Origin of the sequence: Nonomuraea rubra, from assembly GCF_014207985.1 — a bacterium.
GTDB lineage: Bacteria > Actinomycetota > Actinomycetes > Streptosporangiales > Streptosporangiaceae > Nonomuraea > Nonomuraea rubra.
The window spans coordinates 11,043,116-11,057,671 of sequence record NZ_JACHMI010000001.1 but is presented as its reverse complement, the minus strand read 5'-3'; the positions used below and the strand labels follow the sequence as shown (position 1 = coordinate 11,057,671).

13 protein-coding genes are annotated in these 14,556 nt (G+C 72.2%); 9 read left to right on the top strand and 4 right to left on the bottom strand.

Going from position 1 to position 14,556, the window contains the following annotated elements:
• Positions 1-91 precede the first annotated feature (91 nt).
• From HD593_RS50390 to HD593_RS50375, 4 genes are all read left to right on the top strand, one after another.
• Positions 92-2,248 carry a hypothetical protein gene (locus HD593_RS50390; RefSeq protein ID WP_185109980.1) on the top strand — a complete coding sequence of 719 codons (2,157 nt, stop codon included), beginning with the start codon at positions 92-94 and terminating at the stop codon, positions 2,246-2,248.
• 319 nt (positions 2,249-2,567) lie between these two features.
• Positions 2,568-2,828: a WhiB family transcriptional regulator gene (locus HD593_RS50385; RefSeq protein WP_020546325.1), complete on the top strand. Its 261-nt coding sequence runs from the start codon at positions 2,568-2,570 to the stop codon at positions 2,826-2,828.
• Between the two features lie 114 nt (positions 2,829-2,942).
• Positions 2,943-6,062 (top strand): glycosyltransferase family 2 protein, encoded by a 3,120-nt coding sequence (locus HD593_RS64045; protein WP_281402520.1) that lies wholly within the window; start codon positions 2,943-2,945, stop codon positions 6,060-6,062.
• 35 nt (positions 6,063-6,097) lie between these two features.
• Positions 6,098-7,393, top strand: coding sequence for a DUF5719 family protein (locus HD593_RS50375; RefSeq protein WP_312904327.1), 1,296 nt, complete (start codon positions 6,098-6,100; stop codon positions 7,391-7,393).
• Between the two features lie 892 nt (positions 7,394-8,285).
• Here the strand turns inward: HD593_RS50375 and HD593_RS50370 are convergent.
• Entirely contained in the window at positions 8,286-8,909 is a 624-nt protein-coding gene (locus tag HD593_RS50370) for a TetR/AcrR family transcriptional regulator (protein ID WP_185109979.1), read from the bottom strand.
• A 112-nt stretch (positions 8,910-9,021) separates the two neighbouring features.
• Positions 9,022-9,849: a class I SAM-dependent methyltransferase gene (locus tag HD593_RS50365; protein ID WP_185109978.1), complete on the bottom strand. Its 828-nt coding sequence runs from the start codon at positions 9,847-9,849 to the stop codon at positions 9,022-9,024.
• Positions 9,850-10,208: 359 nt separating this feature from the next.
• On the opposite strand from HD593_RS50365, the gene HD593_RS50360 reads away from it, so the two are divergent.
• Positions 10,209-10,448, top strand: a complete 240-nt coding sequence (locus HD593_RS50360) for a hypothetical protein (protein ID WP_185109977.1) — start codon at positions 10,209-10,211, stop codon at positions 10,446-10,448.
• A gap of 47 nt (positions 10,449-10,495) precedes the next feature.
• On the opposite strand, the gene HD593_RS50355 is transcribed toward HD593_RS50360, so the two are convergent.
• Entirely contained in the window at positions 10,496-10,696 is a 201-nt protein-coding gene (locus tag HD593_RS50355) for a glycine zipper domain-containing protein (RefSeq protein ID WP_185109976.1), read from the bottom strand.
• A gap of 100 nt (positions 10,697-10,796) precedes the next feature.
• Positions 10,797-11,156 carry a metallopeptidase family protein gene (locus HD593_RS50350; RefSeq protein ID WP_221525372.1) on the bottom strand — a complete coding sequence of 120 codons (360 nt, stop codon included), beginning with the start codon at positions 11,154-11,156 and terminating at the stop codon, positions 10,797-10,799.
• Between the two features lie 358 nt (positions 11,157-11,514).
• Between HD593_RS50350 and HD593_RS50345 the strand changes: the two genes are divergently transcribed.
• Genes HD593_RS50345 through HD593_RS50330 form a run of 4 tightly spaced genes read left to right on the top strand, consistent with a single transcriptional unit; the run spans position 11,515 to position 14,545 of the window.
• The gene (locus HD593_RS50345) at positions 11,515-11,883 is read left to right on the top strand and encodes a DUF3499 domain-containing protein (RefSeq protein ID WP_080042876.1); all 369 of its coding nucleotides are present in this window, start codon (positions 11,515-11,517) and stop codon (positions 11,881-11,883) included.
• A gap of 45 nt (positions 11,884-11,928) precedes the next feature.
• Complete coding sequence (locus HD593_RS50340) at positions 11,929-13,278, top strand: phosphomannomutase/phosphoglucomutase (protein WP_185109974.1); 1,350 nt, start codon at positions 11,929-11,931, stop codon at positions 13,276-13,278.
• Positions 13,275-13,442, top strand: coding sequence for a Trm112 family protein (locus HD593_RS50335; RefSeq protein ID WP_080042874.1), 168 nt, complete (start codon positions 13,275-13,277; stop codon positions 13,440-13,442). The genes HD593_RS50340 and HD593_RS50335 overlap by 4 nt, the downstream gene beginning before the upstream one ends.
• Positions 13,439-14,545, top strand: a complete 1,107-nt coding sequence (locus tag HD593_RS50330; RefSeq protein ID WP_185109973.1) for an SIS domain-containing protein — start codon at positions 13,439-13,441, stop codon at positions 14,543-14,545. The genes HD593_RS50335 and HD593_RS50330 overlap by 4 nt, the downstream gene beginning before the upstream one ends.
• Positions 14,546-14,556: the final 11 nt, after the last annotated feature.

Here is a 14,556-nt window from a genome sequence, read left to right as displayed (position 1 = left end):
TTTGATATGGAAGAGGTTCCTGGGACTCCCGGCAGGTGAGTCAGTGATGTGGCAAACTCCCTTCGGGCTAAAGGGTCCGATGGGGGTAGTTGTGAGCAAAATTGACGTTGCCCGGCTCAAGGAGCCGGGCGCCTGGGTCATGCTCGTCGCCGGGTTGCTCAACGTGGTGCTGGCGATCGGGCACATCCTGATCGGCTCGTCGTCCTTCACGGAGCGCGCGGTCTCGAACTTCTCGGGTGTGACGAGCCCGGTCGTGACGGCGTTGCTGCTCGGTGCCGTGTTGCTGGTCACCAAGGTGGGCGAGCCGTCGGCCAAGGCCAAGCCGATCGTGTACGGCGCCGCCGCCGGGCTGCTGCTCGCCGCCGTGTTCGGCATGCTCGCGCTGCTCGCCGGGCTGTTCGCCGGAGGCGGGGCCCGGGGCACGATCGAGTACGTGCTCCTCGGGGTGCCAACCCTCGCGCTGACCGCCATCGCGCTGGTCTACCTGCTGCCGCAGGTGCTGCCGGAGCGGCCGGCCGCGCAGGTGTACCACGGCCAGTTCGGCCCGCAGCCCGGGTTCTTCGACCAGCAGTACAACGCCCAGGGCCAGCCCCAGGCGGGCCCCGGCTACGGCCAGCCCGGCTTCGGTCAGCAGCCCGCGCCCGGCCAGCCCACGCCGGGCCAGCCTGGTTTCGGCGCTGACCCGCAGGGCGCCCCCGCCTACGGTCAGCAGCCCGCCCCGGGCCAGCCCGGTTTCGGCCAGCAGCCCCCGTCCGGCATGCAGGACCCGCAGGCCGCGCCCGCGTACGGTCAGCAGCCGCCCTCCGGTCAGCAGGACCCGCAGGCGGCCTCGGCGTACGGCCAGCAGCCGATGCCGGGCCAGCAGCCCGGCTACGGCCAGCAGCCGATGCCGGGCCAGCAGCCTGGTTACGGCCAGCAGCCCCCCTCGGCCCCCGCCTACGGCCAGCCCGCCCCGGGCTACGGCCAGCAGCCCCCCTCCACGCCCGGTTACGCTCAGCAGCCCCCCTCGACCCCGGGCTACGGGCAGCAGCCTCCCTCGACTCCGGGCTACGCGCAGCAGCCGCCCTCCACCCCCGGCTACGGCCAGCAGCCGCCCAGCTTCGGCGGCCAGCCGGAGCAGCCCGAGCCCCAGGCCGCCGCCTACAGCCCGCAGCCGGCCCCGCACATCAGGGGCGCGCTCCCCGCCGCCCCCTCCGACCAGCCCGAGCCCTACACCCCCGAGGGCTTCGGCCAGTACACCCCGGCCGACACGGCCCCCTCGGCCCCGGCTCCGGAGTACGCCACCCCGCCCGCCGGCGAGTACACCCCCGCCCCCTACGTCCCCGCCGACAGCCAGCCGAACCTGTACGGCCAGGCCAGCCACAACCCGTACGCGCCCCCCGGGAACGACCCCTTCCCCATGCCCGCGGACCAGCAGCCCGGCCCGTACGCCCCCGCGGACCAGCAGCCGAACCCCTACGCTCCCGCCGACCAGCAGGCCGGCGCGTACGCGCCCCCCGCCGATCAGCAGGCGGCCCCGTACGCCCCCGCCGAGCAGGCGGGCCTGTACGCTCCCGCGGACCAGCAGCCCAACCCGTACGCGCCCCCCGCCGACCAGGGCTACTCGTCCGGCGAGACGACGCCGAACACGCAATACCCGCCGCAGGCCGACCAGTTCGGCCAGCAGCAGCCCTACTTCGGGCAGAGCGCCTTCGACCAGCAGCAGGGCGGCCAGCAGCAGGGCGGCCAGCAGCAGGGCGGCCAGCCGTTCACGGGCTACTCAGGGCACGAGTACGCCACCCCGGCCGCCTACCAGGAGCCCGACCCGCCGGTCGACCCGCGTTCGCAGCAGCTCATGGACGCCTACCAGCAGGCGGAGACGTACCAGTCGAACGTCGGCACCCAGCCCGAGCTGCGCGTCCCCGAGTACGGCGGCCAGCAGAGCAGGCCGTACGACGACCCGTTCGGCCACCCCCAGCAGCACCCCCAGCAGCACCCCCAGCAGCACCCCCAGCAGCACCCCCAGCAGCCCCAGCAGCAGCCCCAGCAGGGTGGATACGAGCCCCAGCAGGGCCAGTACCAGCCCACCCACCAGGCCCCGCAGCAACCGCAGCAGGGCGGCTGGCCGGCGGACGCGCAGGGCGGCGAGTCGACGATGCGGATCGATCCCACGTCGCTGGGAGGCGGCTTCGGCGGCGACCACCGCCGTCCCGGGGACGACCCGATCGACCCGACAGCCATATACACCCCCAATGAGCCACGCAGGTAACGGACCGGCAATGAACGGCTAGAGAGAAGGTGGGCCACGGGCGGGCGTCTTTCCCGCCCTGGTACGGTTCCGACCGCTGAGAGCGTTGAACGAGCCAGGCCGATGCCCTGCCCGTCAGGCGTCGGTCCGGGTGCGAACATCACATGCCGAGCACACCGGGGCGAGATCTGGTCTTTCCCCGGATACCTGCATGCCGCTTGACGCCACGTACAGCACACGCGTGTAATTACAACCATGTTGTTACGCCTTCCTGTGGGTGGGTAATAAGGAAGGCGTCCATGGGGGGCTCCATTGCGGGCGGGCGGCAGGGAGGTGTGCAGTGACCGATCCGGTCATCGCACAGGATCAGCTTGACGCTGAAGAACTCGGCTGGCAGGAGCGTGCGTTGTGCGCTCAGACGGATCCGGAGGCGTTCTTCCCGGAGAAGGGCGGCTCCACCCGAGAGGCCAAGAAGGTCTGCCGATCGTGCGAGGTCCGTGCAGAGTGCCTGGAATACGCACTCGAGCACGATGAGCGGTTCGGCATCTGGGGTGGGCTGTCCGAGCGGGAGCGCAGACGGATCAAGCGCCAGGCGGTGTAGTCATAAGGGGGGAAGGGGTCACGCGGGAAGCCGTGTGACCCTTTTCGCATCTCCTGAACGGCTTGCACCTGTATGGTGGGGCCGCCTGATCTTCCCCCCAGGAGTCACCCACCCATGTCACGTCCCTACGTCACCGCGATCGTCGTCGCCCATGACGGCGCGCGCTGGCTCGGGGAGACCCTGCGCGCGCTGATCAACCAGAGCCGCAGGCCGGACCGCGTGGCGGGCGTCGACAACGGCAGCAGGGACGGCTCGGCCGACCTGCTGGGCCAGACGCTCGGCCCCGGCGCCCTGATCTCCCTGCCCCGCTCCACCGGTTTCGGCGACGCGGTCGCCAAGGTGCTCGACCGGCTGCCTTCCGGCGGGCGCGACGAGTGGATCTGGCTGCTCCACGACGACTGCGCCCCCGACAGGCGCGCGCTGGAGATGTTGCTGAGCGCGGCGGAGCAGGATCCCAAGGCCGCCGTGCTCGGCCCCAAGCTGCTCGACTGGATCGACCGCAGGCGGCTGCTGGAGATCGGCGTCACCGTCGGCCGTACCGGGCGCAGGGACACGGGGCTGGAGCCGCGCGAGTTCGATCAGGGGCAGCACGACGGGACGCGGGAGGTCCTGTCGGTGTCCACGGCCGGGATGCTGATCAGGCGGGACGTGTGGGAGCAGGCGGGCGGGCTCGATCCGTTCCTGCCGCTGTTCCGCGACGATCTCGACCTGTGCTGGCGGGTGCGCAACGCCGGGCACAAGGTGCTGAACGTGACCTCCGCGGTGGCTTGGCACGCCGAGGCGGCGGCCCGCAGGCGGCGGCGCATCACGGTCAGCGGCGACCATCCGCGCCGCCTGGACCGGCGCAACGCGATCTTCGTGGTGATGGCGAACCTGCCGTTCATGGCGATGATGTGGGCGCTGCTGCGGAACGTGCTCGGGTCCTTCTTCCGTACGCTGCTGTTCATCGTCAGCAAGCAGCCCGCGAACGCGCTGGACGAGGTCGTGGCCATGGGCTCGGTCCTGGTGCACCCGTTCAGGCTGCTGCGGGCGCGGCGGGCCCGCCGTCATGGCCGCAAGAAGGGATATATCCGCATAAAGCGGCTAATGACCCCTCGGGGTGCGGCCTACCGGCGCCTCACCGACATGGTGCAGAGCTTCCTCGCCGGCGAGGCCCCGGTCGACGCCGCCGGCCAGCACCACCACGCGGCCCACGCCGCCCACGCCGAGGAGCAGGACGCCGTCCCGCCCTCCGACACCGGCGCCTTCCAGCGCTTCATCGGCCGGCCCGGCGTCATCCTCATGTTCGCGCTGACCGTCGTCTCACTCCTGGCCGAGCGGTCGCTGCTGGGCGGCGAACGGCTCGGCGGCGGCGCACTCGTGCCGGTGACGGGCGGCGCCGCCGACCTGTGGACGTTCTACCTGGAGGGCTTCCACGACGTGGGGCTCGGCTCCACCTCGCCCGCGCCGCCGTACGTGGCCGTGCTCGCCGCCCTGTCCACGCTCGCCTTCGGCAAGACCTGGCTGGCCGTCTCCGTGCTGCTGCTCGGCTCGGTGCCGCTGGCCGGCGCGACAGCGTACCTGGCCACCCGGCACCTCATCCCGTCCGTGCCCGCCCGGGCCTGGGCGGCGGGGACGTACGCGCTGCTGCCGGTCGCCACGGGGGCCATCTCGGGCGGGCGCCTGGGGACGGCCGTGGTGTTCGTGCTGCTTCCCGTGTACGCCTGGCTGCTCGGGATCGTCCTGCTGGCGCCTGACCGGAGGCGGGCCCGGCGGGGTGCCTGGGCGTTGGGGTTGTGGGTGGCGGTGGGGATGGCGTTCGTGCCGCTGGTGTATCCGCTGTTCGCGGTGCTGGGGGTGGTGGGGGCGGTCGGGCTCGGGAGGCTGGTCGGGGCGCGGGGGCAAGACGCGGCCGACGCCTCGGACACCGGCACCACCCCGCTACGCGACACCACCCCGATGGGCGGCACTGCCCCGTTCGGCGGCACCACTCCGTTCGGCGGCACCGCGCCGGTCGCTGGGGCCACCCCGGTCACCGGCAGCGGCGGGTCCGGTGGTGCCGGTCTCGGTGAAGGTGGTCGTCGTGAACGGGGCGCCGGGCGGCGAGGCCGGGGCCGTGGCGTCGGGCGCGGCGTTCTGAACCGTGGTGCTCTGAGCCGTGGTGCTCCCGGCCGTGGAGATGCGGGCGGGCGGGTGAGCCGTGAGGTGCTGGTGTCCATGGCGATCGCGCTGGCCGTGCCGCCGATCCTGCTGCTGCCCTGGACGGCCGGTCTGGTGACGAACCCCGGCAGGTTCCTCCTGGAGGCCGGCCTGCACGACCCGGCCCTGGTGGACCCGTCTCTCTCCGCCGAGTCCCTGCTGGCGCTCAGCCCGGGCGGCCCGGGGCTGCCGCCGTTCTGGGTGACGGCGGGCCTGCTGGCGGCGGCGCTCGCCGCGCTGCTCATGCGCCGCCAGCGCCTGATCGTCGCCATCGGCTGGGGCGTCGCGCTGTACGGGGTGCTGGCGGGCGTCCTGGTCAGCCGCATCACGGTCGAGGGGGCGAAGGTGTGGCCGGGGGTGCCGCTGGCGATCGCGGGGACGGGGCTGGTGGTCCTCGTGGGCCTGACCGCCCACCGCCTCACCGAGCTGCGTGCCGGGGGCGGGCTGCGGCGGGCGGGGGCGACGGTGATGGTGGCGGTGGCGTTCAGCACGCCGCTGCTGGCGGCCGGCTACTGGGTGGTCAACGGGGTACGCGGGCCGCTCGTGGGCGACGCCAGGGACGTGATGCCGGCGCTCGCCGCCGCCCGTACGACACAGGGGGAACGCACGCTGGTGATCAAGGGGCCGGGGTTCGCCGTGCTGCACGGGCGTACGCCGCTGATCGGCGAGGCGGAGCTGCCCGTCGCGGACCAGGCCCGCGACCGGGTGGGCGCGGCCGTGCAGGGCCTCGTCGGCGGTCGCGGCGGCGACGCCGCCACACTGGCCGCGCAGGGCATCGCGATGGTCGCCGTCGCGCCCCCGGTCTCGCCCGCACTGGCCAGAACCCTCGACTCCCAGCCTGCCCTGGAACGCATGAGCCTGTCGGACACGGGCGGCGGCCTGTGGCGCCTGGCCGAGCCGGTCACCCGCGTCCCCGCCGAGCCGGTGAGCATCCTCCACACGGTGTGGCTCTGGACGCAGGCCGCGCTGCTCCTGGTGGCCGCCCTCCTCGCCTCCCCCGGCCGCCGCCAGCCCGAACCCACTGACGCACCCGCCGTGGCACTGGCGGGTGCATGATGCGGGCGGCGGAACCCAGGGCGACGAAGAGGTTCGTGGACAACAGGTTCGGCCTGCTGGTGCTGGTCATCGTGTCCCTGACGGCCACGTACGGCATCGCGTACGTCACCAGACCCGCCGTGACCCCGCCCGCCCCCGCACAACCGCGCAAGGTCGCCGTGGAGTCGGTCACCGCGGTGTGCCCGGGCACGAAGGGCGAGCAGGTCAACGTGTACCTCCCGGGCACGCTCAACGGCGAGACCATGGAGAACGGCAAGCCGTACGTGACCAAGGGCCCGGGCGGCCTGGAGGCCGGCTACCTGACCCGCGCCACCGCGGGCGCCGGCCGCGGCCTGGCAGGGGTCCGCTGCACGGAGCCCGCCCCCGAGACCTGGCTGCTGGGCCCCGGCCCGGCGAACACCGACGTACGCCTCCACCTCACGAACGCCGACAAGGCGCCCGCGCTGGCGGACGTCCAGGTGTACGCGGCGGAGGGCAGGATCTCCAGCGAAGCCGGCCTCGGCCTGGAGATCGCACCGGGCGAGCACCGGGAGATCGACCTCAAGACCCTGGCCCCGTCGGCCGACGTGATGGCCGTGAGCGTCACCACCACGTTCGGCCGCGTCGCCGTCGCGGCCAGGGCGGCACCGGAGGCGGGTGGCGTGGACTGGCTCCCCGCGGCCGCCCCGCCGGCCACCCGCGTCGTCGTACCGGGCATCCCCGGAGGCGGCGGCCTGCGCCGGCTCCTCGTGGCGGCCCCCGGCGAGACCGACACCGTCGTCGAGGTCAAGGCGGTGACCGAGGACGCGGAGTACGCGATGAAGGGCAGGGAGACGCTGGACGTACCGGCGGGCAGCGTGACCGCCCTGGACGTCACCACAGGCGTGGCCGGCTCCGCCGCCGCCCTCGTCCTCACCTCCCGCACCCCGATCGTCGCCGGCCTGATCGCCACCGGCACCGGCGAACGCTCGGACGTCGCCTTCACCGCCGGCACCCCGTCCCTGGCCCTGGGCAGCGCCGTAGCCCGCAACGCCGCCGGCTCGCAACTCCTGCTGACGGCGCTCGGCCCGCAACCCGGCAAGGTCCGCGTCCAGGTACTGCCGCCCAAGGGAACCGCGGAGACCCCGTTCGACGTGGACATCCCGGCGGGCCGGACGCGGGCGGTGAAACTGAAGGCGAAGGGCGACTTCGCGGTGGTGATCACGCCGGTGGCAGGCGAGGTCTACGGCAGCAGACTGGTGGAGGAACGCCACAAATCAGGCGTCCTCCTCACCACCCAGCCCCTGGCCCCGGCCCGCATGTTCACCATGCTTCCACCCCTGACCCACACGTACGGCGTGGTCCTGCCCTGAACCCCTCGGAAGGTCCGGGGGGAACTGCACGGTCCTCCCACTGAGACGCGCTTCGCCGAAGACGGCTCGGGCAGAGCCCTGTGGGGGCACGCCCCCACACCCCGGGCGAGGGACTGCCGGCCCCTCGCGCTTCCCGGATGGCTGTCACCCTCGCCGCGGCCCCACCGCGTGCGCACCGATGGGGAGCAGTACCAGCCATGCAGCGGGGCAGCACGGCTGCCAGAATTCGGGGGGACCGCCAGCCGCCGTCCGAATGGGTACGGCGGCGCCCAAGGTTCGTGCCACCCTTCACGTCACCTGCGACCAAGACGTCATCAGGGTCTCCATGATGCGGATCGCCATCGAGCACAAGGCCGGGCTTCATGGAGGACTGGTATGAAGTGGCGCGCAGGGATGGGATTTACCGCGGAAAGGCCTCCATTACCGGAACCTTCCGCAACGGAGAGAGCTTCAAGGTCACAGAGGGGACGAGCAGCGGCAGCGTGGATCGTGAGCGTCCTGAGCCGATCACGTGAAGGGTGCGGCGGGGTCTCCCCGGTGTGAGCAACGGATGCGATTGCGCGGATGCGGGGGCACGACGCCGACCGCCCAGCCTCCGGCCGTGTCCGAGTCGCCCCGTGGGATGTTCAGCGTGCTGTAGACCGGTGGGGTGGTGAGGGGGTCGGCATCGCCGGGCCACACCCCCCATCCGTCTCCCCACCACGCGATCCGCCACAACTGCTGCTCGCCCCGTGAATCGTTCTCGAACTCGTCGAAGGGCTCAGGTCGCTGCCACCACCATCTCCGGCCCGGCCGCGCCTCCCGCCTCCCGCAGCGCCCTGTCCTTCCGCAAGCCGGCCGGTCCTTCCGCGATCTCATGGCCTCTGCGACGGCTCGCGGCCTCCGCGACCGCCTACGGCCGCGCCTGCCCGATGCCGTTCAGTACGGTGCCGACCAGGTCGTCGACGAACTCGTCGCTCAGCCCGTGTGGAGCGGAGGCGTCGTACAGCAGCCCCGTGAGCACCGTCTCGTGACAGACGCCGACGATCATCGCCACGGCCGCGTCAACGCTGGCATCCGCGGCAAGCCGCCCCAGCTCGACCTCGGCCAGCAGATATCCACGGAGCTGATCACGCCAGTCCTCTCCTGGCGCACCGCTCGCGGTGAACGCGTCGAGGACCTTCGGCTGGCCGATCAGTCCGGCGAACGCCGGGAGCACCGCCTTGTGGAACGCGACGCCGTACACGATGTGGGCCCGCAGGTTGTCCCGGACGGAACCGTGGCCGGGGGTGGGCAGTTCGCCCAGGTGCCGGCCCACTGTGCGGACGTGGGCGCGTACGGCGAGTGCCAGCAGTTCTTCCTTGTCGGCGAAGTGGTTGTAGAGCACTCCGTCGGCCACGCCGGCCTCGCGGGCGATGGTGCGGACGGTCAGGCCGGTGGTGCCGCGTTCGGCGATCAGGCGGGTGGCCGTGGCGATCAGGTGTTCGCGCAGGCTGAGGTCGGTCCCGTGGAGTGCCGGCGCTTTTCTCGGTGACACCAGGACACCGTATCGAGGTCGAATGCGATGCCGTACGGCATGTGCGTGTGCGTGTGCTCAGCCGGTCGGGCGGCAGCTCGTGCTTTCGCTCGGCCGGCCGGGCGAGGGCTGCTCAGCGGTCGGCGCGGACCAGCCAGGCGGTGTTCCGGAGGCGGACGGCGTTCCCGTCGTCGAAGTCGCGGAACACCGCCTCCAGGGCCGTGCGGACCGGGGCCGGGTCGGCGCCGGCGAGGTGGTGGTGGACGGGGCCCCAGCCGCTGAAGAACTCGGCCGCGTCCGAGGCGTTGCTGCCCAGCTCGGCCATGGCTTCCACGGGGGTCACCGTGATGCCGGCGAAGCCCGCTCGGGTGAGCACCTCGCGGATCCGGTCGGGGCCGGCGAGGGAGAGCGGGCCGGGGCGGTCCGGGGTGGACGGCGACTGCCAGCCGGGCAGGAGTCCGCTGATGGCGGCCAGGACCTTGCCCAGGTCCGTTCCGGCCGGGTCCTTCAGCGTCACGAAGGCGAGGCGGCCACCGGGCCGGAGCGCCCGCGCGACGTTGGCGAACGCGGCGACAGGGTCGCTGAAGAACATCACGGCGAACCGGCTGACCGCCACGTCGAACGAGCCCGTCTCGAACGGGTGGACCTGGACGTCGCCCCGCTCGAAGGTGACGTTCCGTACGCCCTCGGCGGCGGCCACCGACCGTGCCCGCGCCAGCATCGGCTCCGACAGGTCCACTCCGACGGCGTGCCGGCCGTGGCGGGCGGCGAGCCTGGTGATCTGCCCGTTGCCGCAGCCGAGGTCGAGCACCCGGTCGCCGGCCCCGATCCCCGCCGACTCCAGTAGAGGCTCGTTGAAGCCGCTGTTCGTGGCGTCGTAGCGGTCGTGGTGGTCGGCCCAGTGCCGGCCCTCGTACCCGTTCCACGCCTCTGCCTGCTCGGTGTTGACGATCGATTCCATCAGCGCTCCCTGCTCTGTGAACGACTGTTCATGAACCTATGTTCATAATGAAGCGCTGGATGGGCCGGAGTCAACCCGCCGCCCGGAGACAGAGAAGCGGCGGCTCGCCGCGTTGGCGTCGGGGGTGGCGCTGGTGGTGCGGCGTGCGTACGGTGAGGCTCTTGGCGATGGCCCCGGTCTACGAGCCGCCGGGCTTACGCTGCCGAGTTGAGGGCCGGTGGGGCAAGAGATGCCCGACTGACCGATGGGGCAAGAGATGCACCACGGCGAGGATAACTCAACGTAACTATCCGCTACCTTGCGTCACGGCGAGGTGGTGGCAGAGGGTGATAGTCCGCAGACATACCGAGGAGGTTCTCATGCAGACTTTCCCCCGCAGGATCGCCGTCGCCGGGGTGATCGCCGCCGCGGCCGGGCTGTTCCTGCCCGCCCCGGCCGCGCACGCCGTGGTCGATCCCAGCAAGGTCGCGGTCCTGGAGTCGGTCCAGAAGATGGATCCGGTGCTGATGGCCAACTGCACCACCGGCACGGTCGCCGACCCCGCGGCCGCCGCGACCGTCCCGCCGGAAGTCCCGCTCGTGGGCTGTCTCACGCTCTGATCCGGCCGGGGCGGCGGAGGTCATGATCCGGCCGAGGCCGGCGGAGCTCACTGCTCGGGACGCTCCGGCTCGGGCCCGTCGTCGGCCTTCTTGCCCAGCGCGTACGAGAGCGAGACGCCGAAGCACACCGCCAGGGAGATGCCGAGCGCGAGGTTGGACAGCGCGAGGCCGAGTGCCACCCCGAGGCACAGCCCGGAGCCGAGTCCGACCGCCCAGTTCGGGGTGATGGGGCTGCTGTTCTTCGTCATGTCTCGATGATGCGGGTGGCGGGGGGACGGCGGTAGACGCCGGTCTCACCGGTCTCGTATGACGTTTGTCAACCGCCGGTCTTGACACAAGGCCGTGGGCTCAGCGGCGGTCGTCGTAGCCGGGGTCCACGGTCTCCGGGGCCAGGCCCAGCAGCGTGGCCACCTGCTCCACCACCGTGTCGTGGACCATCGCCCCCAGCGTGTCCCTGTCCCTGGCGCGGGCCTCCAGCGGCCTGCGGTACACCACGATGGAGGCGGGGGACTGGCCGGTGGCGGCGTCCGCGCGGCCGAACGGGATCGGGTCGGAGTTGAGGCGGGGGCCGTCGCCCAGCTCGCTCAGCGGCGGTACCTCCTCCACCGCGAACTCCACCGCCGACAGCTGCCTCTCCCAGCGGGGCCTGAGGCGGTCGACCGCGTCGAGCACCAGGTCGTCGAAGCGTTCGCTGCGGGACTTGGCCATGGGGACATGGGAGGGGGCGAGCGGGCCGCGGAGGCCGCGGCCGTGGCGATCGCGCCGTCTGGGACCGCGCCTGGGTGTCACGTGTGCAAGTGTACGGGGCCGCTTCCCCCGATCCCCGGAAGCGTCGCCGGGAGGAGATCGGGGCGCCGCGTCCCCGTCGCGGGGAAGATCGAAGGGGTGCGAAGGATTGGCCAGGTCACGAGGTGGGGAAGCCGGGGAGGGCGATGCCGTCGAGAGCGGAGGAGGGTTCGGGGCATGTGGGTGGAAACGCTGCGACAGGTGTCCGAATTGTGGCGACACGCTCGTTAAGAGCGCTCAGGTAGTGGCGCCTCGCACTCTTACCAGATACGGTCCCTCCGTGAGCCCCGTCCGCCGCTGTTCCCGCACCGCGTGCAGCCAGCCTGCCGTCTTCACGCTCACGTACGTATACGCCGACTCGACCGCAGTTCTCGGCCCTCTGGCGACGTACGCGGAGCCACACTGTTATGACCTGTGCGCCGAACACGCCGAGCGGCTGACCGCCCCCCGCGGCTGGGAGGTGGTGCGGCTGCCGACGGACGGCGCCTCGCCCAGCTCCGACGATCTCGAAGCGCTGGCCAACGCGGTCAGGGAGGCCGCGCGGCCCACGTCGTCCGGTGGGGGCGAGCCGGTCGGGCAGGGCGTCGAGGTGAGCCGCCGCGGGCACCTGCGCGTTCTGAGATCGGCCCAGCAGCACCGCGACCGGTAGGCTCGTCCTGTACGGGCGGACACGACCGAGGGGCGGAGCTGGAGAGTGGGCGACCTCGCCAAGATCTTCAAAGCGTACGACGTTCGCGGGGTGGTGCCCGACGAGCTGGACGAGCCGACCGCGGAGGCCGTGGGGGCGGCGTTCGTCGAGGTGACAGGGGCCCAGTCGGTGGTGGTCGCGCATGACATGCGCGAGTCGTCCCCGCTGCTGGCGGAGGCGTTCATCCGGGGCGCCCGCTCGCGCCGCGCCGACGTGGTGCACGCCGGGCTGGGCTCGACCGACCTGCTCTACTACGCCAGCGGCAGCCTGGGGCTGCCCGGGGTGATGTTCACCGCCAGCCACAACCCCGCCCGCTACAACGGCATGAAGATGTGCCGCTCCGGCGCGGTGCCGATCGGCGGCGACACGGGGCTGACGGAGATCCGCGACAGGGCGGCGGAGCTGGTCGGGGTGACGGCCACGCCCAGCGGTTCCGTGATCGAGAAGGACCTGCTCCAGGGCTACGCCGACCACCTGCGCGGGCTGGTCGACCTGAGTGGCATCAGGCCGCTGAAGGTGGTCGTCGACGCGGGCAACGGGATGGGCGGTCACACCGTTCCCGCCGTGTTCGAGGGGCTGCCGGTCGAGCTGACCGCCCTCTACTTCGAGCTCGACGGCTCCTTCCCCAACCACGAGGCCAACCCGCTGGAGCCGCAGAACCTCCGCGACCTGCAGCGCGCGGTCATCGACAGCGGCGCCGACCTGGGGCTCGCCTTCGACGGCGACGCCGACCGGTGCTGGGTGATCGACGAGCGGGGCGAGTCGGTCTCGCCGTCGGCGATCACGGCCCTGGTCGCGGTGCGCGAGCTGGCCAAGTACCCCGGCGCCACGATCATCCACAACCTGATCACCTCGCTCGGCGTGCCGGAGATCGTGCGCGAGCACGGCGGCGTGCCGGTGCGCACGCGGGTGGGCCACTCGTTCATCAAGGCGGAGATGGCCAGGTCGGGCGCCGTGTTCGGCGGTGAGCACTCGGCCCACTACTACTTCAGGGACTTCTGGTTCGCCGACTCGGGGATGCTGGCCGCCATGCACGTGCTGGCCGCGCTGGGAGAGCAGGAGCGGCCGCTGTCGCAGGTCGTCGAGTCCTACTCGCGTTACCACGCCTCGGGCGAGGTCAACAGCGCGGTGTCCGACCAGGCGGAGGCGCTGCGGCGGGTGCGGGAGGCGTTCGCGGGGCGCGGGGAGTTCGACGAGCTCGACGGGCTGACCGTGAGCGGGTCCGGCTGGTGGTTCAACCTGCGGGCCTCCAACACCGAGCCGCTGCTCAGGCTGAACGCCGAGGCGGCCGACGAGAGCAAGATGACGGCGATCAGGGACGAGGTCCTCGCCATTGTGGGAAAGGTGTCAGAGTGAAGATCGACGACTGGCTGCTGGAGATCCTCGCCTGCCCGGCGTGCAAGGCCCCGCTGCGGGCCGAGAACGAGGCGGAAGAGCTCGTCTGCACCGGCTGCGGCCTGATCTACCCGGTCCGGGATGACATTCCCGTCCTGCTCGTCGACGAGGCCAGGAAGCCGTGACCTGGGAGCCGGAGCGGCTTGACGACCAGCGTCACCTCGGCGAGGGCGATCCTGGCGGCATGCTCCCGGCGGTCGCGGCCTCCGCGGCGCACGTACGCACCGGCTACCGCACCGCGGTCGAGGCCCGCCTCGACCGCCTGGCCGACCACGGGCGCCCGCGCGCCATCGTGGTCGCGGGCATGGGCGGCTCCGCCATCGCCGGCGACATCCTGGCGGCGGTCGTCGGCAACGGCGCGCCGCTGCCGATCGTGACCCTGCGCTCCTACCAGCTCCCCGGCTGGGTGGGGGCGACGGACCTGGTCATCGCCGTCTCCGGCTCGGGCGAGACCGAGGAGACGCTGTCGGTCGCCACCCAGGCGGTGCGGCGCGGCTGCACGCTGCTCGGCGTCGGCGCTCCCGGCACCCCGCTGGAGGCCATCGCCAGGCAGGCGTCGGCCGTCTACGTGCCGGTGCCGGTCACCGGCCAGTCCAGGGCGAACCTGTGGCTGCTGAGCATCCCCCCGATCGTGGCGGCGGCGGCGCTGCGGCTGGTGTCCGTGGACGCCGACCTGTTCGAACGGGTGGCCAGGTCGCTGGAGGACCTGGCGCACCGGTGCCGTCCGTCGAGCGAGTCGTTCATCAATCCGGGCAAGTCGCTGGCGATGGACCTGGCCGAGAGCGTGCCGATGGTCTGGGGGTCGTCTCCGGCGGCGTCCGTGGCGGCGTACCGGCTGGTGTGCCAGCTCGGTGCGAACGCGAAGTATCCCGCCATCCACGGCGAGCTGCCCGAGGCCGACCACCACCAGGTGGCGGCCCTCGACGGGCCGATGGCCGAGCGCGACATCTTCGCCGACACGGCGAGCCGCACGCTCAGGCTCGTCGTCCTGCGCGATGTCGAGGAGCATCCTCAGGTGACGCGGCGGCGCGAGGCGTCGCTGCGGCTGGCACGCGAGCGCGACGTGCCGGTCACCGAGCTGACGGCCGACGGAGTGCATCCGCTGGAGCGCATGGCGAGCCTCATCGGGCTCGGCGACTACGCGAGCACCTATCTGGCGCTGGGTTATGACATCGATCCGACCTCTGTGTCAGCGATCACTGAGGTAAAGGCAAGGATTTCCCAATAGGATCCCCTATC

Coding starts and splice junctions, on each gene's coding strand:
- HD593_RS64045 (WP_281402520.1), top strand. CDS start 2,943: ATGTCACGTCCCTACGTCACCGCGATCGTCGTCGCCCATGACGGCGCG.
- HD593_RS50365 (WP_185109978.1), bottom strand. CDS start 9,849: ATGGAATCGATCGTCAACACCGAGCAGGCAGAGGCGTGGAACGGGTAC.
- HD593_RS50355 (WP_185109976.1), bottom strand. CDS start 10,696: ATGACGAAGAACAGCAGCCCCATCACCCCGAACTGGGCGGTCGGACTC.
- HD593_RS50350 (WP_221525372.1), bottom strand. CDS start 11,156: ATGGCCAAGTCCCGCAGCGAACGCTTCGACGACCTGGTGCTCGACGCG.
- HD593_RS50360 (WP_185109977.1), top strand. CDS start 10,209: ATGCAGACTTTCCCCCGCAGGATCGCCGTCGCCGGGGTGATCGCCGCC.